Below are 25761 nucleotides of genomic sequence, written 5' to 3' on the forward strand. Positions count from 1 at the left end.
GTAAAACCACGCTGACCTTCGTTCGGGCACACCGAGCCCGAGTGTTTGGGCAAGAGCGTTTTGCTTACTTTTGCGCTTTTCAAAAGTGAGCCGCCGTAAGGGCGGAACCATAAGCGGCCGTTACCTAAATAACGGATATGTACTCGATCAAAGGCCACCCATGGAAAAGTCAAAGTTACGCAAACTAGGAATGCTCACAGTCATCACAGTCGCCATCGGCCTGATCATCTACACGGTCCAGGCCCCCGCCGACGCCCCCCAATACCTCACCGCCACCGCCGAACGCGGTGACATCGAAAACGCCGTCCTGGCCACCGGCCTGCTCGAAGGCATCAAACAGGTCGACGTAGGCGCCCAGGTCTCCGGCCAATTGAAGTCCCTCAAGGTCAAGGTCGGCGACAAAGTGAAAAAGGGCCAATGGCTCGCCGAAATCGACCCACTGGTCCTGCAAAACACCCTGCGCAAAGCCCAAGTCGACGAAGAAAACCTCCAGGCCCAACGCCGCGCCACGGCGGCCCAGCTCAAGCAGGCCAAGTCCGTGTACGAGCGCTACAAAGGCCTGCAGATCGACGAGTCGGTTTCACGCCAGGATTTTGAAGACGCCGAGTCCAACTTCCAGGTGCAACAGGCCAACCTGCTGTCCCTGGATGCGCAGATCAAAAGCGCCCACATCCAGATCGACACTGCCAAGGTCAACCTGGCCTACACCCGCATCGTCGCGCCCATCGACGGCGATGTGGTGGGCATCGTCACCCAGGAAGGCCAGACCGTGATCGCCAGCCAGCTGGCGCCGGTGCTGCTCAAGCTGGCGGACCTGGACACCATGACCGTCAAGGCCCAGGTCTCCGAGGCGGATGTGATTCACATCAGCCCCGGCCAGCAGGTGTACTTCACCATCCTCGGTGAAGCCGACAAGCGTTACTACGCCAAGCTGCGCGGCACCGAGCCGGCGCCGCAGAACTTCCTGGAAACCCAGACCGCCGGCACGCCAAAGCAGAACACCGCAGTGTTCTATAACGCGCTGTTCGACGTGCCCAACCCCGATCACCGCCTGCGTATCGCCATGACCGCCCAGGTGCGTATCGTGCTCGATACCGCCCAGGCCGCGTTGATGGTGCCGGTGGCGGCGCTCGGTGCGCGCAACAATGACGGCAGCTACCCGCTGCGGGTGCTGGATGCCAAGGGCAAGGCGATGTCGCGGGATGTAAAGACCGGGATCAACAACAACGTCAAGGTGCAGATCCTCGACGGCCTGGCCGAAGGTGACAAAGTGGTGATCGGCGATGCCACGCCGGCTGTGGCGGGGAACTGACGGATGACCCAGCCACTGTTGGAACTCAAGGGCATCACCCGCAGTTTCATGGCCGGCGAGCGTGAGTTCATTGCGCTCAAGGGCATCGACCTGACGATTCACGCTGGGGAAATGGTTGCGATCATCGGTGCCTCGGGCTCGGGTAAATCGACCCTGATGAACATCCTCGGCGGCCTGGATTACGCCACGGCCGGCAGCTACAAGATCAATGGCATCGAGACCCGCTCGCTGGGGGACGAGCAGTTGGCCGAACTGCGCCGTGACTACTTCGGCTTTATCTTCCAGCGCTATCACTTGCTGGCGCACTTGAGCGCTTTGCATAACGTGGAGATGCCGGCGATCTACGCCGGCACATCGGAAACCGCGCGCCATAGCCGTGCGCGCGAGCTGCTGGCGCGCCTGGGGCTGGCGGGCCACACCAGCCACCGTCCCAGTCAGCTGTCGGGCGGGCAGCAGCAGCGGGTGAGTATTGCCCGGGCGTTGATGAACGGCGGTGAAGTGATCCTCGCCGACGAACCCACCGGCGCCCTCGACACCCACAGCGGCAAGGAGGTCATGCGTATCCTCGCTGAACTGCACGCCGCCGGGCATACAGTGATTATCGTGACGCACGACCCCAAGGTCGCGGCGAACGCCCAGCGCATTGTCGAGGTGTGCGATGGCGAGATAGTCAGCGACAAGGCCAACGCCAGTGTCGGCCTGGAGCTGCCCAGCGAAACCCCCATCGAGCCCAAGCGCAGCGGCGCCCGGCGTCTGGTGGCGAGCCTGGGGCTGTTCAAGGAAGCCTTCAACATGGCCTGGGTCGCGCTGGTGTCCCATCGCATGCGCACCTTGCTGACCATGCTCGGTATCGTCATCGGCATCACCTCGGTGGTGTCGATCTCGGCCATCGGCGAAGGCGCCAAGCGTTATGTGCTCAAGGACATCCAGGCCATCGGCAGCAACACCATCGATATCTTTTCCGGCACCAGTTTCGGCGACAGCCGCGCCTCGGCCATCGAGACGTTGATGCCCTCGGATGTCGACGCGTTGAACCAGTTGTATTACGTCGACAGCGCCACGCCGGTGGTGGGCCGCAACCTGTTGCTGCGCTTTGGCAATATCGACCTGGACGCGCAGGTCAATGGCGTGAGTGACCGCTATTTCAAGGTCAAGGGGCTGAAGCTCGAAGCGGGTATCGCCTTCAGCGAAAGCGATGCACGCCGCCAGGCCCAGGTGGTGGTGATCGACCACAACACCCGCCATCGTCTGTTCGGGCCGAACGTCGACCCGTTGGGCCAGGTGATCCTGGTGGGTAATCTGCCGTGCACGGTGATCGGCGTGACGGCCGACAACAAAAACATGTTCGCCGCCAGCAAGGCGCTGAACGTGTGGGTGCCCTATGAAACGGCGGCGGGGCGTTTGTTGGGGCAACGTCATCTGGACAGCATTACTGTGCGCATCAAGGACGGCCAACCGAGCAAGGTGGTCGAAGACAACGTCAACAAGCTGATGCTGCAACGCCACGGCACCAAGGATTTCTTCACCAACAACCTCGACAGCATCATGCAGACGGTGCAGAAAACCAGCCGCTCCCTGGCACTGTTGCTGTCGTTGATCGCGGTGATTTCACTGCTGGTGGGCGGTATCGGGGTGATGAACATCATGCTGGTGTCGGTGACCGAGCGCACCCGTGAGATCGGTATTCGCATGGCGGTGGGCGCCCGGCAATCGGACATTCGCCAGCAGTTCCTGGTGGAGGCGGTGATGGTGTGTTTGATCGGCGGGCTGATCGGGATCTCGCTGTCCTATGCCCTGGGCTTTCTGTTTTCGTTGTTTGTGAAGGAATGGGAGATGGTGTTTTCCCTGGGCTCGGTCATCACCGCGTTTGCCTGTTCGACATTGATCGGCATCGTGTTCGGCTTTGTGCCGGCGCGGAATGCGGCGCGGCTGGACCCGATCGAGGCCTTGGCAAGGGATTGAGGCCTGCTTGCCAATGAGAACCCAATGTGGGAGGGGGCTTGCCCCCGATTGCTGTGTATCAGCCACAATTTATATTGCTGACCCACCGCCATCGGGGGCAAGCCCCCTCCCACATTCAGACCGGTGTCGTCTTAAAAACCAGCCGTGTCCTCGGTGGCATACATCCACCGCAACAACGAATGCCGCCCGCTGATCCCCAACTTGATCGCCGCGCGTTTCAGGTAACTCTCGATGGTGTTGACCTTCAACGCCAATTGCTCCGCCAACTCCGGCGCCGTGCGCCCGGCCAGCAGGCCGACGCACACTTCGAGCTCACGGTTGGAGAGGGTCAGCCCCGATTGCACCAGGCGTTCCTCGATGCGCCGGCGCAGGGTTTCGAGGCCCTGGTTTTCCGGGGTCACCGGCTCGCTGTCCTGGCGGCACGGCTGGATCGCGGCGATGTGTTTTTCGACCATGGGCAACAGCAGGGTGGAGAAGTCCTGCAGCATGCTGCGCTCCTGCGGCGAGAAATTTTCGGACTGGTGTGAGCGATACACCGACAACACATAGCGCACGTCGTCGCGGCGGCGGGTGAGGTGCAATTGTGCCGCAGGTTGCTCTTCGCCCAAGGCTTCTACCGAGTCGGTGTAGACCGGGCTGATCTTGCGCCGGACCTGCCCTTCGGCACTCAGCTGCAATTGCCTGATATGGGTGGCGTCCACGGCCAGTTGGGTGAGGATCAGGTCATGCAGCATGCGCGGAAAATGGCGGCTGCCGGTGCTGGCGATGACCTTGCCAATATGGGGAAACAGCTGTGAGTTCATCAATTCGTCCATGAGGCGTGCAGGTATTCGGCCTTATAGCGACGGGTATTAAGAGGCATGCCAATGCGAATAACCTGCGGTGATAATCCTTCCCGCCGGAACCTATGCTAGTACAGCCTGGCGGCGGGAAGGGGATCCAATCTAAAAAAAATGGATTAGACACTCACGAGTTTGGACTTGTGTTGCGGCGTGCGCGTGCATTTGGCCAGTGCCTGCTGCACATCGGCCAGCAGGTCGGCGACGTCCTCAAGGCCCACCGACAACCGCACCAGCCCTTCGCTGATACCGTGCCGGGCGCGTTGCTCCGGGGTGTAGGTGGAGTGGGTCATGCTTGCCGGGTGCTGGGCCAGTGACTCGGCGTCGCCCAGGCTGACGGCACGGGTAAACAGCTTGAGGGCATTCATGAAGCGCCGGCCGGTTTCGATTCCGCCCTTGAGTTCGAAGGCGATCATGCCGCCGGGCATTTTCATCTGCCGTGTCGCCAGTTCGTATTGTGGAAAAGAACGCAGCCCCGGGTAAGTCACGCGCTCCACGGCGGGGTGTGCCTGCAAGGCCTCGGCCACCGCCTGGGCGTTGCTGCAATGGCGGTCCATGCGCAGGGCCAGGGTCTTGAGGCCGCGCATCAACAGCGAGGCATCCTGGGGCGACATGACGGCGCCGGTCAGGTCCTTGAGGCCTTGCAGGCGAATGCGCTGGGCCAGCGCCTGGCTGCTCACGGCAATGCCCGCAGTGATATCGCCGTGGCCGCTCAGGTATTTGGTCGCCGAATGCACCACCACATCGGCGCCGAGTTCCAGGGGGCGTTGCAGGTAGGGCGTGCAGTAGGTGTTGTCGACCACTACGGTGATGTCGGGTTGCTGGTGGGCGAGGGCGGCGACGGCGGCGATATCCACCAGTTGCAGGTTGGGGTTGGCCGGGGTTTCGCAGTAGATCATGCGGGTCGCGGGGCTGAGTGCGGCTTGCAGGGCCGCCAGGTCAGTGAGGTCGACATGCCGCACCTTGATGCCGAACTCGCCGATGCCGTGGTGCAGCAGGGCGAAGGTGCAACCGTACAGCGTCTGGCTGACGATCACCTCGTCGCCGGGGCGCAGCAGGGTCCAGAACGTTGCGGCAATCGCCCCCATGCCGGAACTGAACGCCACCGCCGCCTCACCGTTTTCCAGGGTCGCCATGCGTGACTCCAGCAGTGCCAGGGTCGGGTTGGAAATGCGCGTATAGAAGTGGCCGCTGGCTTCCCCTGCAAAACAGGCGGCGCCGTATTCGGCGGTGGGGAAGGCAAAGGTGGCAGACAGGTAAATCGGCGGGACGAGCGCGCCGTGGTGGTCCTTGGGGTCGTAGCCGTGGTGGATGGCGCGGGTGGAAAAGCCGAATGCATTGTGTTTATTGTTCATGTCGCACGCTCCTTATTTCCTACAATGCTATGCTCATAACCACAGATGAATTTTGCGATATTTGCTGCTAATTCCCGCGTCCTGGGATGAAAACCTCATAAAAATAACGAATAGAGGCACGTTATGCCTGTCAGTCTGGATCGCACCGATAAAGCGCTTTTAAACGCGTTGCAAGGTAATGCTCGGCTCACCGTGGCTGAATTGGCCGACCGCGTTTCCCTGACGACCTCCCCGTGTTGGCGCCGGGTGCGCAACCTGGAGGAGAGCGGGGTGATCAGTGGGTACCAGGCGATTCTCTCGCCCAAGGCGCTGGGGTATGGGGTGACGGCGTTTGTCAGCATCATGATGGAGAGTCACACCCAGGACATTGCCCGGGCATTCGAGCAGCGGCTGTTGGAGATTCCCGAGATTGTGGCGTGTCATAACGTGTCGGGGCGGTATGATTTTTTGTTGGAAGTGGTGGCGAGGGATCTGGAGTCGTTTGGGGAGTTTGCGCGGGAGGTGTTGCAGACGTTGCCTTGCGTCAAGGAGATTTATTCGAGTTTTTCCTATAAGTCGGTGAGGGGGTTGCGGGTGATTCCGGTGCCGGGGTGATTGGGTGGTGTGTACATATCCGTTTCTTCGGTAACGGCTACTTAGGGACTGTCAGATATTTTGTGTGCGGGCCGGTAACGGCCTGCCGTCAGGCAGGCCCTGCTTTTACCAGGTAGGCCTGATAAATCGATCTCCGTAAAGAATCGCAAATTGATTCATCGCACTTTTCCAATCATGGGCCGCTGAGCCCCAGTTGGCGGTGATATTGCGCAGTCCAAGCCAGATCAGTTTTGTCGCCGCATCGTCGGTCGGGAAGTGGCCGCGCGTCTTGATGATCTTGCGCAACTGAGCGTTGATGCTCTCGATGGCGTTGGTCGTGTAGATCACTTTTCGGATCGCCGGCGGGAACACGAAAAATGGGACCACACGATCCCAAGCGCGACGCCAGGCAGCCACTACCGTCGGATATTGCTTGCCCCATGGCCCACTTTCAAACGCATCCAGCGCCTGCTCGGCCGCTTCGGCGGTCACCGCCTGATAGATCGGCTTAAGCGCCTTGGCCAGTTCGCGACGCTTGTCCCAAGCCGCGTAATCAAGGCTGTTGCGGATCAGATGAACAATGCATGTTTGCAGTGTCGTGTCTGGAAACACGGCGTTGAGCGCTTCTGGCATGCCTTTGAGGCCATCGGTCACAGCAATCAACACGTCTTCGACGCCGCGTGTCTTGAGGTCGTTGAAAACCTTCATCCAGAACTTGGCGCCCTCGGTATTTTCTATCCAGATGCCGAGAATATCGCGTGTTCCGTCAGGCAAAACACCCAGGGCCAAGTAGATCGCCTTGTTGCGAACCAGCCCCTCTTCGCGGATTTTGACCCGTAGAGCATCGAAGAAAATAACCGGATACATCGGCTCCAAAGGCCGCTGTTGCCATGCACCGATCTCTGCCATGACCTCGTCGGTCACAGAGCTGATGAAGTCCGGAGAAACATCAGTACCGTACTGCTCGGAAAGAAACGCCCGGATCTCTCTGACCGTCATTCCACGGGCATACATGGCAATGATCTTGTCATCGAACCCGGTGTAGCGGCGCTCGTGCTTGGGAATCAGGATAGGGGAAAAACTGCCGTCCCGATCACGTGGAATATCCAGTCGGAGCGGGCCATCGCCGGTGAGAACCGTCTTGCCGCTCTTGCCATTGCGCTGGTTGGTTTCATCCTCTGGGCGCTGTGCGCCCGGCGGATAGCCCAGGTGATGACCGAGCTCAGCACTCAGCGCTCGCTCGATCAAAGCCTTCTTGAACGCCGCAGACGCGTCCTCGATGGCTTCAGCGGTCATCGGACCATCGGTGAATTGCTCGAGAAGCTCTTTCGGGATTTTCGGCAGCTCTCGCAACGCGGGTTTCTTTTTGGTTGGCATACATGCACCTCTTACTCATGTTATGCCCGAACACAAAATTACTGACACCCCCGCTACTTAGGGTTCCGCCCTTACGGCGGCTCACTTTTGGAAGGACCGGAATGCCGGCCCAGCCAAAAGTAAGCAAAAGGTCCTCGCCCCAACACTCGGCACCTCGCCTAGGCTCGGTGTGCCCTCACTCCGGCTTGAATCCGTGGGCCGCCGTCATGGGCCATCCCTGGCCCAGGACGGCTAACCCGGCGTCCTGCCGGGTTACCCACGGATTCAAGCCTGCGTTCGGCCAGCGTGTTTGACGGGGCGCCCCAGATCAAAAGCAAGAGCGCGGCGGCCTTAGAGCCGACCGGATTGTATGGCCGGTACTCGGTCAAAGTGTGGGAGGGGGCTTGCCCCCGATGGCAGTGGGTCGTCACTGATGAGTTGGCTGACACACCGCCATCGGGGGCAAGCCCCCTCCCACAGTTTGATCTTCATGTATCAGTTGAAGGGTGGCCCCCGGTGTCAGGGTAGTTGTCGTGTCCTCCGCTTTTTAAAAGTATTCCGGGGGCGGCAAGAGTAAGGTCATGCCTTTCTATTCAGAAGAACGCAAAGCTGCGCTGTTGAAAATGATGCTTCCGCCCCTGAGCCTGTCAGCGTCGGAGGTCGCGCGCCGTGAAGGTTGTAGCGACATGTCTCTTCATTATTGGCGTAAGCAAGCTGCTGCCAGAGGTTCTCAGTTGTCCGAAAACAAGCAGTCGCCTGAAAGTTGGTCTGCCGAATCCAAGCTCATGGCAGTCATCGAATCATCAGCTTTGTCGGAGCTGGAGCTGAGTGAGTATTGCCGTCGCAACGGTATTTTCCCTGAGCAAATTGACGGCTGGCGCAAAGCTTTCATTGCCAACAGCACTAATCACTCAGCGCTGAAAAAAGGAATCGCTGGTGAGACCAAGGAGGATAAGAACCGGATTCGGGAGCTGGAGCGTGAGCTGCGCCGAAAGGATGCAGCGCTGGCTGAAACAGTCGCATTGCTGGTGCTGCGAAAAAAGCTCAATGCCTACTGGGGGAGCGACGACGAGGACAATTGACCTTGTTGCCAGAACGGCATCTTCTCGTCGACTGGCTCACCGAAGCCATCACTGCGGGCGCCCGCAGGGCGCCTGCGTGTCTAGAAGTCGGTATTTCGCTACGCACGCTACAACGCTGGATCCTGCCCGAAGCGTTGTTGGCAGATGGGCGCACCACGACGGTGAGGCCAGTGCCGAATAATGCTCTGACTGATGTTGAGCGCCAAGCCATCCTGGCCTTGTGCAACAGCAAGGCCTACGCACATCTGCCACCGAGCCAGATCGTGCCACGGCTCGCTGACGAGGGACGTTACATGGCATCGGAGGCAACCTTTTACCGAGTGCTGCGTGCGGCAGATCAGCAGCATCATCGTTCCCGCGCCAAACGCCCGCATCGCCATGAAGCACCCACCACCTACGCGGCGACAGCCGCCAATCAGGTGTGGTCTTGGGATATCACGTACCTGCCGTCGCCAGTTCGTGGGAAGTTTTACTACCTCTATTTGATCGAAGATATCTACAGCCGAAAGGCTGTGGGCTGGGAAGTTTACGAAGCAGAAAACGGTGAAAAAGCCGCTGTCCTACTGCAACGAAGTGTCACTAGAGAGAAGTGCTGGCGTCAGCCGCTGGTGCTTCACTCGGACAATGGCGCACCGATGAAATCGGTGACGTTACTGACCAAGATGTACGACCTGGGTATCACGCCATCGAGAGGAAGACCCCGGGTAAGCAACGATAATCCTTACTCGGAGTCGCTGTTTAGAACGCTGAAGTACTGCCCGCAGTGGCCGCAGGATGGATTTGGCAGCCTGGATGACGCGCGTATCTGGGTCAGGAATTTTATGGCCTGGTACAACACCGAGCATCGTCATAGCCGAATCCGCTTCGTGACACCCGCCCAGCGCCACGAGGGAAAAGACCGGGAAATCTTGGCCCGGAGGGCGGCAATCTATGGGCAAGCGAGAGAAAAAAGGCCTGAAAGGTGGTCAGGCGAGACACGCAACTGGGACCCTATCGGGACGGTGTACCTCAATCCTGAAAGGGAGCTGACAGTTGTCGTGAAGGTCGCCTAGCAAGACGGGAGACACGACAACTACCTTGAAAAACGCCGGTGGTTTGCTCTGGCTCTGGCTCTGGCTCTGGCTCTGGCTCTTGATCTGCTTTTGATTTTGATCTTAGGCGCCCCGTCAAACACGCTGGCCGGAATTCGGCAGGGATTTGGGGGGTAAACCGGTAGGGATGCCGGTTTAGCCGCCCCGCGCCATGGATGGCGCGTGGCGGCGGCCCCCCAAATCACTGTCGGATTACGGGCACACCGAGCCTAGGCGAGGTGCCGAGTGTTGGGGCAAGAGCGTTTTGCTTACTTTTGACTGGGCCGGCATTCCGGCTTTTCAAAAGTGAGCCGCTGTAAGAGCGGAACCCTAAGTAGCCGTTACCTAAATAACGGATATGTCCCCAATCCAACCCAACCCCCCCCAAACAGCACGTACATCCAATTTTCCCCACCCCATCCCCCCTCAAACTCCCTCATCGCTGAATCTTCAAGGCAGAGGGACACCCATGGACCCAACCACAAAACCAGGCCCCGACGAAGTCGTCACCCTGGTGGTCAAACACCTCATCAAACCCGGCCTGGAGGCCGACTACGAAGCCTGGCTGCGCCGCATCGTCCGCATCGCCGGCGACCGCCCCGGCCACCTCGGTGTCGACGTGGTACGCGGAAAACAAGGCAACCTGGCGCTGTTCACCTGTGTATTGCGCTACCGCTCCACCGAAGACCTGGAAACCTGGCTCGACTCCCCCGAACGCAAAACCCTGATCGCCGAAGCCGCGCCCATGCTCGCCGACGGTGACAACACCGAAATCGGCGCGGTCAACGAATTCTGGTTCAACCCCGAAACCCCGAACGCCGCCAAGCCGCCGCGCTGGAAGCAGGCGGTGGTCACCCTGTGCGTGATCCTGCCGCTGACCCTGCTGGTGCCGATCGTGTGGGGCCCGGTGCTGCGCCTGCACCCGTTTCTCTCCAACTACGTGGTCGCCACGTTCCTGGTGACTGTGACCATTGTCGTGCTGGTGGTCTACCTGCTGATGCCGGCGGCCACCCGCCTGTTCGCTCCCTGGCTTGAAGCCTCTGTAAAGGAAACCCTATGAACGCCGATCTGATTCTGTTCAATGGCCAGTTCCACACCGTGGACCGTGAAAACCCGCGCGCCACGGCTGTCGCCATCCGCGAGGGGCGGTTTGTCGCCGTGGGTACCGACGGTGAAGCCATGGCCCTGCGCGGCAGTGGCACCCAGGTCATCGACCTCAAGGGCCGCACCGTCATCCCCGGCCTCAACGACTCGCACCTGCACCTGATCCGGGGCGGCTTGAACTACAACCTCGAACTGCGCTGGGAGGGCGTGCCGTCCCTGGCCGATGCCCTGCGCATGCTCAAGGACCAGGCCGACCGCACCCCGACTCCGCAATGGGTACGCGTGGTAGGGGGTTGGAACGAATTCCAGTTCGCCGAAAAACGCATGCCGACCCTGGACGAACTCAACCAGGCCGCGCCGGACACCCCGGTGTTCGTGCTGCACCTGTACGACCGCGCTTTGCTCAACCGCGCAGCGCTGCGTGTGGCCGGCTACACCAAGGACACGCCTAACCCGCCGGGCGGCGAGATTGTGCGGGACAGCAACGGCAACCCCACCGGCATGCTGGTGGCGCGGCCGAACGCGATGATTCTGTATTCGACCCTGGCCAAAGGCCCGAAACTGCCGTTGGAGTACCAGGTCAACTCGACCCGCCAGTTCATGCGTGAACTCAACCGCCTGGGCCTCACCAGTGCCATCGACGCCGGCGGCGGTTTCCAGAACTACCCCGATGACTATGCGGTGATCGAGCAACTGGCCAAGGACCAACAGTTGACGGTGCGCATCGCCTACAACCTGTTCACCCAGAAGCCCAAGGAAGAACTCAGCGACTTCAAGAACTGGACCGGCAGCGTCACCCTGCACCAGGGCGACGATTACCTGCGTCACAACGGCGCCGGCGAGATGCTGGTGTTCTCGGCCGCCGACTTCGAAGACTTCCTTGAACCGCGTCCCGACCTGCCGTTGACCATGGAGCAGGAGCTGGAACCGGTGGTGCGCCACCTGGTTGAACAGCGCTGGCCGTTCCGTTTGCACGCCACCTATAACGAGTCCATCTCGCGCATGCTCGACGTGTTCGAGAAGGTCAATCGCGACATCCCGTTCAACGGCCTGCCGTGGTTTTTCGACCACGCCGAAACCATCACCCCGCAGAACATCGAGCGTGTGCGTGCCCTCGGTGGCGGTATTGCGATCCAGGACCGCATGGCGTTCCAGGGCGAATATTTTGTCGAGCGCTACGGCGCCAAGGCCGCCGAAGCCACGCCGCCGATCAAGCGCATGCTCGCCGAAGGCGTGCCGGTCGGCGCGGGCACCGATGCAACGCGGGTGTCGAGCTACAACCCGTGGACCTCGCTGTACTGGATGGTCAGCGGCCGCACCGTCGGTGGCCTGGAACTGCATGCCGAAGGCTTGCCACGCCTGACCGCGCTGGAACTGTTCACCCACGGCAGCGCCTGGTTCTCGTCCGAGCAGGGCAAGAAGGGCCAGATCAAGGTCGGGCAGTTGGCGGACGTGGCGGCGCTGTCGGCGGACTTCTTTAGTGTCGATGAAGAAGCCATCAAGTGGATCGAGTCGGTCCTCACCGTGGTCGGCGGCAAGGTGGTCTACGGCGCCGGCGACTTCGAAGATTTCGCCCCCCCGCGCGTGCCGGTGCTGCCGGACTGGTCGCCGGTGGTCAAGGTGCCAGGGCACTGGCGCCCAGGCTCGCCGTTGCAGGCGCAGGTGCACCAGTGCAGCGGCCCGTGCGGCGTGCATGCCCACAGCCACGAAAAAGCCCGCCATTCCAGCGTGCCGGTCAGCGACTTCCAGGGTTTCTGGGGTGCGTTCGGCTGCTCGTGTTTTGCATTTTGATTACCCATACCCCCGTAAGGAGTTGAACCATGGCTAGCCCTCGTTTGAACAAAGATGACGCCGTTGTACTGTTGGTCGACCACCAGACTGGCCTGATTTCCCTGGTGCAGGATTTCTCCCCCAACGAATTCAAGAACAACGTGTTGGCCCTGGCCGATGTGGCGAAGTTCTTCAAGTTGCCAACCATCCTCACCACCAGTTTCGAAAGCGGCCCCAACGGCCCGCTGGTTCCGGAACTCAAGGAACTGTTCCCGGACGCGCCGTATATCGCCCGTCCTGGCCAGATCAACGCCTGGGACAACGAAGACTTCGTCAAGGCGGTCAAGGCCACCGGCCGCAAGCAGATCATCATTGCCGGTGTGGTGACAGATGTGTGCGTCGCGTTCCCGACCCTGTGCGCGCTGGAAGAAGGCTTTGAAGTGTTCGTGGTCACCGACGCCTCCGGCACCTTCAACGAAACCGTACAACAAGCCGCCTGGGCGCGCATGACTGCCGCCGGCGCCCAACTGGTGAACTGGTTCGCCGTGGCCTGCGAACTGCAGCGCGACTGGCGCAACGACATGGAAGGCCTGGCCAACCTGCTGTCGCCACGCATCCCCAACTACCGCAACCTGATGAACAGCTACTCGGCGTTCACTGCCAAATAACCCTGTCGGTCATCAATGTGGGAGGGGGCTTGCCCCCGATAGCAGTGTGTCAGTCTCAATTCCTTTGACTGACACACTGCTATCGGGGGCAAGCCCCCTCCCACAATTTGTTTTGTGGTGTAACCACTAACAGGCTATAAATCCGAGAAATGTCCACCGAGAAGCGACAATGAACCCCTTCGAAGACATGCGCCTGTTCTGCCAGGTCATGGAATCCGGCAGCTTCACCGCCGCCGCCGAACAGCTGGGCCTGTCCAAGCAGTTCGTCAGCCGCCGCCTGATCCAGCTGGAAGACCGCCTCGGCGTACGCCTGCTCAACCGCTCCACCCGCCGGCTGGATGTCACGCCACTCGGCCAGAGTTACTACGAATCCGCCTTGCGCCTGCTCAGTGAAGTCGAGCAAGTGGAGCAGGGCATCGCTGGCCAGAACAGCGAACCACGCGGCACCATTCGCCTCAGCGCACCGTTGTCGTTTGCCATGGCCCATCTGGGCTGCCTGTTACCGCTTTTCCTGCAGCGCCATCCCCAGGTGGCGGTGGAGGTCGACTTGAGCGACCGTCCCGTGGACCTGATCGGTGAAGGCTACGACCTGGTTTTGCGCATCGGTACCCTGGAAGATTCCACCCTGATCGCCCGGCGTATCGCCAGCATTCCCCGGGTGTACTGCGCCAGCCCCGACTACCTGGCCTTGCGTGGTACACCGCAAAAACCCGATGACCTTGCCGACCACGATTGCCTGCCCTACGGCCACGGCCGCCAGGTGCAGTGGCGCTTCAAGGGCAAGTTGCAGGCGCTGAGCGTGAGCGGGCGCATGCGGGTGAACAACGGCGACTTGCTGCGCGATACCGCCATCGCCGGTCTGGGCGTAACCTACCTGCCGACCTTTATCGTCGGCGAGGCATTGAAGGACGGCCGCCTGGTCACGGTGCTGGATGAATTCGCCCCCGAAGACCTGACGCTGTCGGCAGTGTACCCGCAGCACCGGCAAAGCTCGCGACCGGTGCAGGCGCTGGTGGAGTTCCTGCGCGAACGCCTGGCTAGCGGCTGTTGAAGAGCTGGCGGATCAGGTTGGGCGTACTGCCGGTCCAGCGCTTGAACGAACGGCGAAAGTTCGCCGCATCGTTGAAGTTCAGGTACGCCGCCACTTCATCATTGCTATAGCCCTTGACCTGATACAGGTGCAACGCCACCTGCTTGCGCACGCGGTCCACCTGCTGCTGAAAGCCGGTGTCATGCTTGTGCAACTTGCGCTTGAGGGTCGCCGGGCTCATGGCGAAGGCCTGCGCGGCCTGTTCCAGGCTGGGCGGTTGGCGTACCTGTTCGTGCAGATAGTCGTAGAGGCAGTCGAGAAAACTGCTGGAGAAACCCAGTTGTTCGATCTGCACACGGGCTTGCTGGCGTGCCACCTGGCCGGCGGTGGCCGAGGCACCTGGCCAGGCGCGGGTGAGGTATTCGCGGGGGATGCTCAGCATGTCCAGCGGCCGTTCGAAGCGCGTCTCTTCGTCCAGATGCACCCAATACTGCTCGACGTAACGCGGCTCGGCATGACTGAAACTGCACGCCCACGGCAGGCGCTCGCCGCTGAGCCATTGGCTCATGGCGACCAGCGAGGTCATGCTGGCTTCCAGTAAAAACCGCCAATGCTCGCCGGCGCCGCAACTGTCTCGCCAGTACAGGTAGGCGTGGTGCGCATCCAACTCCAGTTGCAGGGTGGCCAGTGGGCTGAGCAGCACCTGTTGCTGGATCAGGATCTCCAGGGCCTGGTGCAGGTTCTGCGCATGCCCCAGGGCATGGCTGGCCGCGCCGTAGTAGCCGGGCAAGAGCCGCTGGCCGAACAGAAAACTGCTGTCGTCGGCGTCAAGCAATTTGCGACTGTTGCCGATCAACCCGAAAAACTGCTGCGGGCTCAACCGCGCCGTGCCGGCCAGGATGTCCTCGTGAAACAGTCCCGTGCCGCGCAGCAGGCGATGGCTGTCGATGTCCCGGGACAAGGCCAGGTCGATCAGCGTGGCGGGTTGGTAGTGCCCTGGTATGAAGCGGCTGTCGGCTTCATACCAGCTGGTTTTCACGGCCATCTCAGGCGCTTTTCGCCAGAGGTTGCTTGGCCCTGGCCAGGGCCAGGTTGAGGCGCTTGAGCAAGTCCTGGGGCGGCTCGTCCAGGGCCATGACCACGGCGGTGGTCGCCGCCAGTTGCAGGCGCTCACCGTGCAGTCGGGTCTTGTGTGCAAGGCCGCGCACTGCCTGCTGCAACTCCAGCGCCAGTTCCTTGGCCTGGCGCTCACCGGTGTTGGGCAGCAGTACCACAAAACGGTCGCCGGCCAGGCGGCACAGCAGATCCTGGCGGCGCAGGTTGAGCAACAGCAAATGGCTGAGGGCCTGCAGCACCGCATCGCCTTCGGCATGCCCGTAGGCCTGGTTGATGGCCGCGAAGTTGTCCAGGTCCAGCGCCAGCAGCGACAGCGGTTGCTGCTGGGCCTGGCTGTCTTGCAGGCTCTCGGCCAGCTGGCGCTTGAGGTAGTCGGCGCCGGCCAGCGGCGTGAGTTTGTCGAACAGCCGATGCTCGCGGAACAGTCGCTCGCGTTTCTCCATCTGTGCGCTGATCGCCAGTTGTTCGCGGTGCCAGTGGTAGATACCAATGGTCAGCAGGATCATGCCCACCGGCATCGGCCCGGACTCCAGCCAGTGGTCCCAGGTAATGCTGTCGGGCAGGCGGATGAATTCGTCGAGGCTGTCGATCCACCACGAGAAGAAGATGCATGACAGGCCCAGCGCCAGGTAGTTGGTCACGCGCCCGGCCGGTCGGCTTTTCAGCACCAGCCCCAGCCAGACCAGGGCGAGCAGGGCGGAACCGCCTTCGCCGAAGATATCCAGCCACACCCATTCGCTGACGCTTTTCAACTCGCCGCAGGCCAGGTGCAGGATCAGCCCCAGGTTTGCGGCGATCAGCAGCAGGGAGAGTTTCCAGCGGTGGGGTTTGAGCACGGAAAACATGGCCGCGAGTCCTTGGGCAAATAAGCGATGGGCGCCAGCACAGCAGATGCATGTGACGGTTGCGTGACGGTGGGGGAGGGTCGAATCAGCTCATCTCACCGACAACAAAGGTCAAAGAATGTGGGAGGGGGCTTGCTGTGGTGAGGGGGCTTGTCCCCCGACAGGTTCACTGATGATCCGGTGGGTCTGCTTCGCAGACCAGCGCGGGGCAAGCCCGCTCACCACAGCAAGCCCCCTCCCACAGTTGATCTTCACAGGTCATTTCAGCTCATTCCAACTCAAGATCCTGCTCAAGCCCCCGGTTTACGGGGCTCCCCGCCACTCGCTGTCACAGAACGGTCATCCCCCACCCCTAGCGTGCCCTCCCAGTTGCCGGGCCTCTTGCCTGGCGCCAACGGACTCTTGGGGAGGATTGCATGTACAAGCGCACCGGGCTCGTCAGCTTCACGCTTACTGCCTTGGCCCTGGCGATTGCCAGCGAGCGACTCAACGCGGCCGAAGTGGCCAACGCCGAGCACGTCGAAGTGGTCGGCCAGGCAGCGGCCATCGACCAGGCGCTCAAGGAGCAACGCAATTCGGACAGCATCAAGAGCGTGGTACATGCCGACGGCGTGGCCCAGTTGCCGGATGAAAACGTCGCCGAAGCGGCGCAGCGCCTGCCGGGCATCAGCGTGGAGCGCGACCAGGGCGAAGGGCGCTTCGTCAGCGTGCGTGGCCTGGGCCCGGACCTCAACAGCGTGACCATCAACGGCACCCTGGTACCCGCCCCGGAGAGCGCTCGCCGCGCGGTGGCCCTCGATGTGCTGCCCGCGGAGCTGGTGCAGTCGCTGTCGGTGATCAAGACCCTCACCCCGGACATGGACGCCAACTCCCTCGGCGGCACGGTGGATGTGCAAAGCCTGTCGGCGTTCGACCACAAGGGCCTGTTCTACACCGGCAGCACCGAAGCCAGTTACGACAAGAACACCCATCAGACCAGCCCCAAATTCTCCGGCGCGGCCAGCAACCGTTTCAGTCTTGGCGACGGCATCGACAATTTCGGCGTGGCCGCTGCACTGAGCTGGCAGAAGCGCGACTTCGGCTCGGACAACGTCGAGACCGGTGGCGCCTGGGACTTCACCGACGGTGCTCGACTCAACGAGTTCGAACAGCGTGACTACGACATCAGCCGCGAACGTGCCGGTGGCGGCCTGAACTTCGACTACAAGCCCGACGACCTCAGCAGCTACTACCTGCGCACCCTCTACAGCCGCTACAAAGACACCGAAACCCGCAACTCCACCAGTCTCGAATTCGCCGACCCGCAGGCCCCCGGCCAGCTGGGCGATGCCGAGGGCAAGCGCAAGCTGAAGAACCGCGAAGAGACCCAGCAAATCCAGTCCTACGTGTTCGGCGGCGAACGCATGCTCGGCCTGTGGACCCTGAGCGGCCAGGCCGGCTACAGCCAATCCAGCGAAGACAGCCCGGCACACATCGCCGGTGCCACCTTCGACGGCGGCGACTTTGCCAACAGCGGTTTCCATGACAAGGGCAAGCCACGCCCGATCATCGGCAGCGGCTTCTACGACGCGCGTAACTTCAGCCTCGACAAAGTCGACTGGGAAAAACAGAACACCCAGGACACCGAGAAAAACCTGCGCCTGGACCTGGCCCGCGACTACGACCTGAGCGGCTATGCGTCCCAGGTCAAATTCGGCGGCAAGGTCAGCCGCCGCAACAAGGACAACGATCTGGAAGCCTGGGTCTACAAAGACTTCGACACCCTCGGCTTCACTGCCGACCAGCTCAACCTCACCCAGTTCCAGAAGGGCAACGTCGACTACCGCCTGGGCAATTACGGCCCCGGCATCAGCCCCAGCGCGATCAAGCAGCTGATCGGCAGCCTCAACCCGGCGGACTTCTATGACGAGACCGAATCGCGGGTCAACGACTTCACCATTCGCGAGGACATCAACGCTGGCTACCTGATGAACACTGTCGATATTGACGACTGGCGCTTCATCGCCGGGCTGCGTTACGAAGGCACTGAGTTCGAAGCCAAGGGCACCGGCGCCACCGATGGCGTGTTCACCCCGACCGACACCCAGCGTCGCTATCACCATTGGCTGCCGGGCCTGCATGCGCGCTACCAGATCGACAAGAACACCCAGGTGCGCGCGGCCTGGACCAAGTCCGTGGTGCGCCCGACCTTTGGCCAGTTGGCGCCGGGCTTCGTGATCGACGATGACGAAGCCACCTTCGGCAACCCGGACCTCAAGCCCCTGGAGTCGAGCAACCTGGACCTGGGCATCGAACACTTCATGGGCCGCGCCGGCACCGTCTCGGCGTTCGTGTTCTACAAGGACATCAAGAATTTCGTCTACAACACTGACCTGGCCGGCACCGGCGCCTGGACCAACTTCGCCGAGGCCCACACCTACGCCAACGGCGACAGCGCCAAGCTCTACGGCCTGGAACTGGCCTACTCACAGAAATTCGACTGGCTGCCCGCGCCGTGGAACGGCCTGCTGATCGGTGCCAATAGCACGTTCAGCCGCTCCAGCGCCGACATCGAAGGTTTCGACAGTGCCAGTGGCACGAACCGCAAGCGCAACATCAGCCTGCCCAACCAGTCCGACACCGTCGGCAACCTGATGCTCGGTTGGGAAGACGACACGCTCAGCTTGCGCCTGTCGGCCAACTACAAATCGGCCTACCTCTACGAATTGGCCTCGATCAACGACAAGGCCCACGACCTGCATGTGGACGCGCAGACGTTTGTCGACTTCAGCGCGCGCTACTCGCTGACCAAGAACCTGCAAGTCAGCTTCGAAGCGCAGAACCTCACCGATGAGTCGTACTTCGTCTACACCGGCCACCGCAGCTACAACGGCCAATATGAAGAGTACGGCCCGACCTACAAGCTGGGCCTGACCTTCACCCACTTCTAACCCACACCTCGATTCCATTGTTTTTGACGGATTGACCCGTACATGAAGATTTCCAAGCTGTACCTGCTAATGGCCTTGACCCTCTGTGCACCGGCAATGGCCACGGACCTGGTCCTGACCCTTTGGGCACCCAGCCTCAATGCCGAGGCCATTGCCGTGCTGAGCAGCACCGAACGCCTTACCGCCAGTACCCGCAACGGCCTGCAACTGCTCGACGCCAAAGGCACCGAACTCGCCCGCTTCAACGGCAACTTCAGCAGCCTCGACACCCGCGCTGCCGGCTCCCAGGTACTGCTCGCCAGCCTCGACAACGACCGCCAGCAAGCCATGCTGATCAACCTCGACGCGTCCGCCAAAACCTTTGGCAAACCGCTGTACCTGCCCACCCGTGACTACCCGGTAAACGGCCTGTGCCTGTTCCGTGACGGCGCCGCCAACCTGTTTGTGTTCCTGGTGGGCGAAGAGGGCAAGGGTGAGCAGTGGCTGGTGGGCAACGGCTCGACGCTGCTCGGCGACCCCCAGCGTGTACGCGGTTTGCCGTTGCCGCCGTCGGCGCAGTTCTGCCAGGTGGATGACACAACCCAACAGCTGGTGGTGAATGAAGCAAACGTCGGCTGGTGGGCCTACCCGGCGCACCCGGAAGCCGAGGTCGAGCGCACGCCGGTAGCGCTGTTCGACAACCCCAAGCGTGAAGCGGGCGCCATGGCGCTCGTGCCGGGCGGGATGGTCGCCCTCGATCCGAAGACGGCCCAGGTGCACCTGTTCCAGCACACCGGCACGCGTTGGGTCGAGCAATCGAGCCTGACGCTGCCAGGCCTCAAGGAACCGGAACAACTCAGCGTCAACGGCCAGCAACTGCTGGTGCGCGACGACGACACCGGCAGGCTTTACCAGGGCACGCTCAACTGGAAAGCCAAACCCGTGACGACCGAACCGGTGGTGCCGGAAGTCGCTGCGGTGCGCCAGACCGACCCGGTCGGTCGCCAGGGCGATGCGGCGGACGACCCGGCGATCTGGATTCACCCCGCGCAACCGGAAAAAAGCCGCGTGCTCGGCACCAACAAGAAGCAGGGCCTGCTGGCCTACGACCTTGACGGCAAGCTGTTGCAGGAACTGGCGGTGGGCCGTCTCAACAACGTCGACGTACGCCCCAACTTCAAGCTCGGCGCGCAGACTGTCGACCTGGCCGTGGCGAGCAATCGCGATCACAACAGCCTGAGCCTGTTCAGCATTGACCGCCAGAGCGGCGAACTGCGCGAAGCCGGTGAAGTGCCGACACCGCTCAAGGAGATCTACGGCATCTGCCTGTTCCAGCCCGCCAGTGGCGAGCTCTACGCGATCGCCAACGGCAAGGACGGCTCCTTCCTGCAATACCGCCTCAGCGCGCCGGATGGGCGGGTGCAGGGCGAGTTGGTGCGCCAGTTCAAGGTCGACAGCCAGCCCGAGGGTTGCGTGGCCGATGACCAGCGCCAGCGCCTGTTTATCGGTGAAGAAGACGTCGGTGTGTGGGCAGTGGATGCCCGCGCCGACCAGCCGGCCACGCTTACCAGCGTGATCAAGGTCGGCCCGCAGTTGCACGCGGATGTCGAGGGCCTGGCGTTGTACCAGAGCAACCAGCGTGACTACCTGGTGATCTCCAGCCAGGGCAATGACAGCTACCTGGTGCTGGATGCCGAGCCGCCGTTCGCCAGCCACGGTGCCTTCCGCGTCGGCCTGAATGCGGCGGCCGGGATCGACGGGGCTTCGGAAACCGATGGCCTGGAAGTCACCGCCCTCAACCTTGGCGGGCCGTGGAGCCAAGGCATGCTGGTGGTGCAGGACGGGCGCAAGCGCATGCCCGAGCAGACCCAGAACTTCAAGTTCGTGCCGTGGGCCGAGGTGACCCGCGCGCTGAAATTGCCCTGAGCCGTCATCACCCGGTCATCACTTTTTTATCGAATAGGAGCTTCACCATGCACGCGACGATGGAACATATGACGATCTGGGGCTTGATCAGCGACGCCAGCCTGTTGGTCAAGGCGGTGATGGTCACCTTGCTGCTGGCCTCCTTACTCAGTTGGTACCTGATCATCCAGCGCGCCAGTGTGCTGCGGCGCCTGGAGCGCCAGTTGAATGGCTTTGTGCAGCGCTTTCGTGCCGCGCCCGACTTGCAACCCCTGTACCGCGACACCGTGCAGGCAGGCGAGGGCGGTATTGCGCCGATCTTCATTGCCGGGGTCCAGGAGTACCAGCACCTGCACAGCCATGATCCAGCGGTGCTGGAAGGTGTAGAGCGCGCCTTGCAGGTGGCGATCACCGAGCAGGAAATCGAGTTGGAAAAGGGCCTGCAATTCCTCGCAACGGTGGGTTCGGTCAGCCCCTACATCGGCCTGTTCGGCACCGTATGGGGCATCATGAATTCGTTCATCGGCCTGTCCCAGGTGCAACAGGCCACCTTGTCCACCGTGGCGCCGGGCATCGCCGAAGCGCTGATCGCCACGGCCATCGGCCTGTTCGCGGCCATTCCGGCGGTGATCGCCTACAACCGCTTCGCGGCACGCGGCCAGACCTTGCTCACCCGTTACTACGCCTTCGGCAATGAGCTGCAAGTACGCCTGCACCGCACGCTGCGCGGCACGTCGAGCCACCTGGCCGTGGCCGCCTGAACAGGAGCGATCTCATGTTAGCAAGGCCGCAACGCAAGCACGGGCCCAAGGCCGAGATGAACGTGGTGCCCTATATCGACGTGATGCTGGTGCTGCTGGTGATCTTCATGGTTACCGCGCCGATGCTCACTCAGGGCGTGAAGATCGAGTTGCCCAAGGTCGCCGCCGAGGCACTGGCCACCGACACCCGCCAGCAGATCCTCACGCTGTCGGTGAAGGCCGATGGTGGCTACTACTGGAACCTCGGCGGTGAACTCGACACCCAACACCAGACCGACAGCGCCGTGACCCTCGACGAAATGGGCGCCAAGGTCATGCAGGTGGTGGCGGCGCGCAGCGACACCCAGGTGTACATCCGCGCCGACGATAACGCCGGTTATGGCCGTGTGGTCGCGGCCATGGCGGTGTTGCAGAAGGGCGGGGTGAGCAACCTGGGGCTGGTGACCGAGGCCCCGCAATGACGGCGATGATCATGCACAGTCCGACGCTGACGATGCCTTCCCGGGGGCCTTCCGGGTTCTGGCGAAACAGCTTGGCGGCCAGCCTGGCGGTGGCGCTGCATGTGGGCGTGCTGGCTGCGCTGATGCTTGGCTGGTCGACGGAAAAACCGCCGGTGGAAGCCCCCAGGGTGATGCATACCCAGTTGGTGATGCTGCCGGCTGCACCTGCGCCGGCTCCCGCACCTGAACCGGTGGCTGTCACGCCCCCGGAACCGGTCGCGGTTCCCGTACCGGTGAAGCCCACGGTCGATCCGCAGATCCAGGCGCGCAAACTCGAACAGGCCGCCTTGGCGCGCAAGCGCGTCGAGGAAAAGCAGCGGGAGCAGCAACAGCAACGGTTGGCCACTGAACAGCGCAACCGTGAGCAGGCACAACAGCGTGCTGACCAGCAGCGCCAGGTCGCTGAAACAGCAAGAGCTGCAACACCCGCTGCGGCGCCGGCGTTCGACAGCCGCCAGTACCAGCCCTTGAGCAAGGAGGCGCCGGACTACCCCGAGCGCGCCCTGGACAAGCACATCGAAGGCGATTGTTCGGTGGAATACACCGTCAACACCCAGGGCCGCGTGGAAAACCCCAGGGTGCTGGACGGCTGCCACCCGCTGTTCATGCGGCCTTCACTGGCGGCGGCGAATACCTTCCGCTACCAGCCCAGGATCGTCGATGGCAAGGCGGTGCCGGTTCCGGCGGTGCGCAATACCTTCCACTACCGCATCCAGTAGCCGGCGATCAATTGGCACGGTTGTACAGCTCAACACTGGCAACATACCGCTGCAGGTTCGCCAGGAACGTATCGGCAATTTCCTCCTTGCTCTGGGTGGAAATTGCCGAGGTATGCGGCGACAGCCTAACCCGCGGACGGGTGTACAACGCATGCCCGTCCGGCAGCGGCTCCGGCTCGGTCACATCCAGCGACGCCAAGCCAACCTGCCCATTGTCCAGCGCCTCCAGCAATGCTTCCTGATCCAGCAAGCCACCGCGTGCGATGCTGATCAGGTGCAAACCCGGCCAGGCGCTGGCGGAGCACCTCGTTGTAATCTTCGTCCAGCTGGCTGGCGATAATCACCTGGCTCATGTGCGCTCCTTGTGGCGTTGGGCGAAGGCGGCCTTGCCGACACCTTGTAATACCGCGTCGTTCTGCGGGGTATGTACGCGGCTGCACAGCACGTCGCGGTAGTGCCGTTGCAGCGGGCTATGGCGCGACAGGCCCGGGTTGCCCGAGGCCTCGATGGCCAGCTCCACGGCACGGATCGCGTTGTTGGTTACCAGGTACTTCAATTGCGCGGCGTTGGCGGCCGGGGTGTGGCCTTCGGCAGCAGCGTCGAGCAGGCTGCGATTGGCAAACAGCAGGGTGTCGATATGGCCGACGGTTTCCTGGAAACGCGGCAGGGTCGACAGCGCCGCACCGAGATTGGACGGTTGGCGCTCCTCCAGCCAGTTCACCAGCCAGTCCCGGGCGGCCTGGGCCACGGCGTCATACACCGACGACAGCAGCACCGACATCCACAGGAAACCCTCGGGGTCCAATTCTGGCGACGGCGCACTCCACGGGCTGACGCTGACGGCGTGGTCCAGCGGCACCAGCACGTTGTCGAGCACCACTTCATGGCTACAGGTGGCGCGCATGCCCAGGTGGTCCCAGGTGTCGATGATACTCACGCCGGGGCTGTCCTTGGGCACCAGCCAGGCGCCCACCAGCGGGTCGGCGTCGTCACTGCGGCCCCACACGCTGAACCAGCTCAGGCCGTGGCTGCCGGTGGAGTAGATCTTGCGTCCGCTGATGCGCCAGCCCTCGGCAGTGCGCACGGCGGTGGTCGCCGGCAGCCCGCCACGGGCCGGGGTGCCGAGGTCGGGCTCGACGCGCAGGGCGTTGATCAATGCGCCGTTGCGCACCGCGTCTTCGGCCACTTGCCTGCGCAGGTGCGCGGGCCAGGTCTTGCTGTCTTGCAGGCGGGTGTGTTGCAGGTACTGCATCACCAGGATCAGTGCGGTGGACGGCTCGCCCTTGGCAATCGCACTGATCGCCTTGCGTGCCTGGGACAGGCTGGCCCCGCCGCCGCCCAGCGCCTTGGGCACGGTGAGGGCGAGCAGGCCGTGTTCGTGCAGCAACTTGAAGTTGGCGTGAGGGAAAGCGCCGCTCTCGTCGTAGACTTGCGCGGTACTGGCGAGCTCGGTGGTGAGACGTTCGAGCAGGGCGTCGAACTGGGCGACTTCCACGGAGCGCAAGGAGGGCTGCGAGGATGGGCTCATGCCAGCGCCTCTTGCTGCTCTTCAATCTCGGCGGCGACGCTGTAGCGGTTCACCGGCACGTCCAGGCCGAGGTTGTCACGCAGGGTCTGGCCGCTGTATTCGCTGCGGAACAGGCCGCGCTGTTGCAACACCGGCACCACCAGTTCGGTGAAGTACTGCAAGCCATCCGGCAGCACCGAGTTGATGATGAAACCGTCACTGGCGCCGTGCTCGAACCAGGTCTGGATCGCGTCGGCGACCTGTTCCGGGGTGCCGACGAAATCGCGCTTGGGTCGCGAGAAACGCAGGGCCACTTCGCGCAGGGTCAGGCCTTCGTCCCTGGCCAGTTGCTTGATGCGGTCGGAGCCGCCTTTCTGGCTGTTGGACCCCAGGTCCCCCAGTTCCGGGAACGGCGCGTCGAGCGGGTATTGGCTGAAATCGTGGTCGTTGAACGGGCGACCGAGGGCGACGATGGCATCTTCCACGGTGACCAGCTCCACGGCCTGCTGGTAGCGACTTTCCACTTCAGCTTCATCGCGGCCGACAATCGGGCGGATGCCCGGCAGGATCGACAGGTTTTGCGGGTCGCGGCCAAAGCCTTTGGCGCGGCGTTTCAGGTCTTGGGTATACGCCAGGCCCTCCTCGATGCTGTCCACGTGCACAAAGATCGCATCGGCGTTCTGCGCCGCGAAGTTGCGCCCGTCCTCCGAGGTGCCGGCCTGGAAAATCACCGGCTGGCCCTGGCGCGAACGCGCGATGTTCAGCGGGCCTTTGACCGAGAAGAAATCACCCTTGTGGTTGAGTGCATGCAGCTTGCCCGGGGCAAAAAACTCGCCGGACTGTTTGTTGTAGGTAAAGGCGTCGTCTTCCCATGAATCCCACAGGCCCTGCACGGTGCTTACGTGCTCCTTGGCGATGCGATAACGCACGGCGTGGGGTGGGTGCTCGGCTTTGCTGAAGTTGTCGGCGGTGCCGCTGAGCCATGAGGTGACCACGTTCCAACCGGCGCGACCGCCACTGATATGGTCCAGGGACGCGAACTGGCGCGCTACCTGATAGGGCTCGGTGTAGCTGACGGTCACCGTGGCGACGAGGCCGATATGGGTGGTGATTGCGGCGAGGGCCGACAGAATGGTCAACGGCTCGAAACGGTTGAGGTAGTGCGGGCTGGATTTGGCGTGGATATGCAGGCTGTCGGCGATGAACACGAAGTCGAACTTGGCGGCTTCGGCCAATTCAGTCTGTTGTTTGTAGAAGCCGAAGCTGGTGCTGGCATTCGGTTGGGCCTGCGGGTGGCGCCATTCGCCCCAGCCGTGACCGACGCCATGGACCATGGCTCCCAGTTTCAAATGACGTGGCTTGCTCATGTGCTGCTCCT

At 62.2% G+C, this 25761-nt stretch carries 20 protein-coding genes and 1 pseudogene; 13 read left to right on the plus strand and 8 right to left on the minus strand.

The window, feature by feature from the left end; all coding sequences use genetic code 11:
- The first annotated feature begins 160 nt into the window (after positions 1–160).
- Both macA and M2497_RS13635 read left to right on the plus strand, forming a co-directional pair.
- Positions 161–1312, plus strand: a complete 1152-nt coding sequence (gene macA / locus M2497_RS13630; protein WP_248487950.1) for a macrolide transporter subunit MacA — start codon at positions 161–163, stop codon at positions 1310–1312.
- A 3-nt stretch (positions 1313–1315) separates the two neighbouring features.
- Positions 1316–3274 (plus strand): MacB family efflux pump subunit, encoded by a 1959-nt coding sequence (locus M2497_RS13635; RefSeq protein ID WP_248487951.1) that lies wholly within the window; start codon positions 1316–1318, stop codon positions 3272–3274.
- A gap of 131 nt (positions 3275–3405) precedes the next feature.
- Here the strand turns inward: M2497_RS13635 and M2497_RS13640 are convergent, their stop codons facing one another.
- Positions 3406–4077 (minus strand): helix-turn-helix transcriptional regulator, encoded by a 672-nt coding sequence (locus tag M2497_RS13640; protein ID WP_248487952.1) that lies wholly within the window; start codon positions 4075–4077, stop codon positions 3406–3408.
- A gap of 155 nt (positions 4078–4232) precedes the next feature.
- A complete protein-coding gene (locus M2497_RS13645) occupies positions 4233–5468 on the minus strand; it encodes a methionine gamma-lyase (protein WP_248487953.1) in 1236 nt (411 codons plus the stop codon).
- Between the two features lie 123 nt (positions 5469–5591).
- On the opposite strand from M2497_RS13645, the gene M2497_RS13650 reads away from it, so the two are divergent.
- On the plus strand, positions 5592–6062 hold the full coding sequence (locus M2497_RS13650) for an Lrp/AsnC family transcriptional regulator (protein WP_248487954.1): 471 nt from the start codon (positions 5592–5594) through the stop codon (positions 6060–6062).
- A 105-nt stretch (positions 6063–6167) separates the two neighbouring features.
- Here M2497_RS13650 and M2497_RS13655 read toward each other — a convergent pair whose 3' ends face one another.
- Positions 6168–7418: an IS256 family transposase gene (locus M2497_RS13655; protein ID WP_248481889.1), complete on the minus strand. Its 1251-nt coding sequence runs from the start codon at positions 7416–7418 to the stop codon at positions 6168–6170.
- Positions 7419–7978: 560 nt separating this feature from the next.
- Between M2497_RS13655 and M2497_RS13660 the strand changes: the two genes are divergently transcribed.
- The 5 genes from M2497_RS13660 to M2497_RS13680 all read left to right on the plus strand — a co-directional run bounded on the left by M2497_RS13660 (position 7979) and on the right by M2497_RS13680 (position 14142).
- Positions 7979–9531, plus strand: a protein-coding gene (locus tag M2497_RS13660) for an IS3 family transposase (RefSeq protein ID WP_248487955.1) whose coding sequence is annotated in 2 segments (ribosomal slippage) — positions 7979–8441 and positions 8441–9531 — 1554 coding nt in all. Because the reading frame shifts where the segments join, the coding sequence is not laid out codon by codon here.
- A gap of 487 nt (positions 9532–10018) precedes the next feature.
- Positions 10019–10609 carry an antibiotic biosynthesis monooxygenase gene (locus M2497_RS13665; RefSeq protein ID WP_248487956.1) on the plus strand — a complete coding sequence of 197 codons (591 nt, stop codon included), beginning with the start codon at positions 10019–10021 and terminating at the stop codon, positions 10607–10609.
- Positions 10606–12444: an amidohydrolase gene (locus M2497_RS13670; RefSeq protein ID WP_248487957.1), complete on the plus strand. Its 1839-nt coding sequence runs from the start codon at positions 10606–10608 to the stop codon at positions 12442–12444. Before M2497_RS13665 ends, M2497_RS13670 begins: the two co-directional genes overlap by 4 nt.
- Positions 12445–12473: 29 nt before the next feature.
- Entirely contained in the window at positions 12474–13091 is a 618-nt protein-coding gene (gene ycaC, locus M2497_RS13675; protein WP_060755310.1) for an isochorismate family cysteine hydrolase YcaC, read from the plus strand.
- Positions 13092–13260: 169 nt separating this feature from the next.
- A complete protein-coding gene (locus tag M2497_RS13680; RefSeq protein WP_058425557.1) occupies positions 13261–14142 on the plus strand; it encodes a LysR family transcriptional regulator in 882 nt (293 codons plus the stop codon).
- Here M2497_RS13680 and M2497_RS13685 read toward each other — a convergent pair.
- Together M2497_RS13685 and M2497_RS13690 are read right to left on the minus strand one after the other, a co-directional pair.
- A complete protein-coding gene (locus M2497_RS13685) occupies positions 14129–15166 on the minus strand; it encodes an AraC family transcriptional regulator (RefSeq protein ID WP_248487958.1) in 1038 nt (345 codons plus the stop codon). The genes M2497_RS13680 and M2497_RS13685 overlap by 14 nt on opposite strands.
- A gap of 1 nt (position 15167) precedes the next feature.
- On the minus strand, positions 15168–16082 hold the full coding sequence (locus tag M2497_RS13690; protein WP_248487959.1) for a GGDEF domain-containing protein: 915 nt from the start codon (positions 16080–16082) through the stop codon (positions 15168–15170).
- A gap of 416 nt (positions 16083–16498) precedes the next feature.
- Between M2497_RS13690 and M2497_RS13695 the strand changes: the two genes are divergently transcribed.
- Genes M2497_RS13695 through M2497_RS13715 form a run of 5 tightly spaced genes read left to right on the plus strand, consistent with a single transcriptional unit; the run spans position 16499 to position 22876 of the window.
- Entirely contained in the window at positions 16499–19012 is a 2514-nt protein-coding gene (locus M2497_RS13695) for a TonB-dependent receptor (protein ID WP_248487960.1), read from the plus strand.
- Between the two features lie 42 nt (positions 19013–19054).
- Positions 19055–20917, plus strand: coding sequence for a phytase (locus M2497_RS13700; protein ID WP_248487961.1), 1863 nt, complete (start codon positions 19055–19057; stop codon positions 20915–20917).
- A 47-nt stretch (positions 20918–20964) separates the two neighbouring features.
- Positions 20965–21657: a protein TolQ gene (tolQ, locus tag M2497_RS13705; RefSeq protein WP_248487962.1), complete on the plus strand. Its 693-nt coding sequence runs from the start codon at positions 20965–20967 to the stop codon at positions 21655–21657.
- Between the two features lie 14 nt (positions 21658–21671).
- Entirely contained in the window at positions 21672–22118 is a 447-nt protein-coding gene (gene tolR, locus M2497_RS13710) for a protein TolR (RefSeq protein ID WP_102593218.1), read from the plus strand.
- Positions 22115–22876, plus strand: a complete 762-nt coding sequence (locus tag M2497_RS13715) for an energy transducer TonB (protein ID WP_248487963.1) — start codon at positions 22115–22117, stop codon at positions 22874–22876. Before tolR ends, M2497_RS13715 begins: the two co-directional genes overlap by 4 nt.
- Before the next feature lie 7 nt (positions 22877–22883).
- Here the strand turns inward: M2497_RS13715 and M2497_RS13720 are convergent.
- From M2497_RS13720 to M2497_RS13730, 3 genes and pseudogenes are all read right to left on the minus strand, one after another.
- Positions 22884–23174: pseudogene (locus M2497_RS13720) on the minus strand (NAD(P)-dependent oxidoreductase); the annotation flags it as partial.
- A 51-nt stretch (positions 23175–23225) separates the two neighbouring features.
- Complete coding sequence (locus tag M2497_RS13725; RefSeq protein WP_248487964.1) at positions 23226–24404, minus strand: acyl-CoA dehydrogenase family protein; 1179 nt, start codon at positions 24402–24404, stop codon at positions 23226–23228.
- On the minus strand, positions 24401–25750 hold the full coding sequence (locus tag M2497_RS13730) for an LLM class flavin-dependent oxidoreductase (RefSeq protein WP_248487965.1): 1350 nt from the start codon (positions 25748–25750) through the stop codon (positions 24401–24403). The genes M2497_RS13725 and M2497_RS13730 overlap by 4 nt, the downstream gene beginning before the upstream one ends.
- Positions 25751–25761: the final 11 nt, after the last annotated feature.

The sequence above is a fragment of the Pseudomonas sp. CYM-20-01 genome, from assembly GCF_023169845.1.
Taxonomy (GTDB): domain Bacteria; phylum Pseudomonadota; class Gammaproteobacteria; order Pseudomonadales; family Pseudomonadaceae; genus Aquipseudomonas; species Aquipseudomonas azotoformans.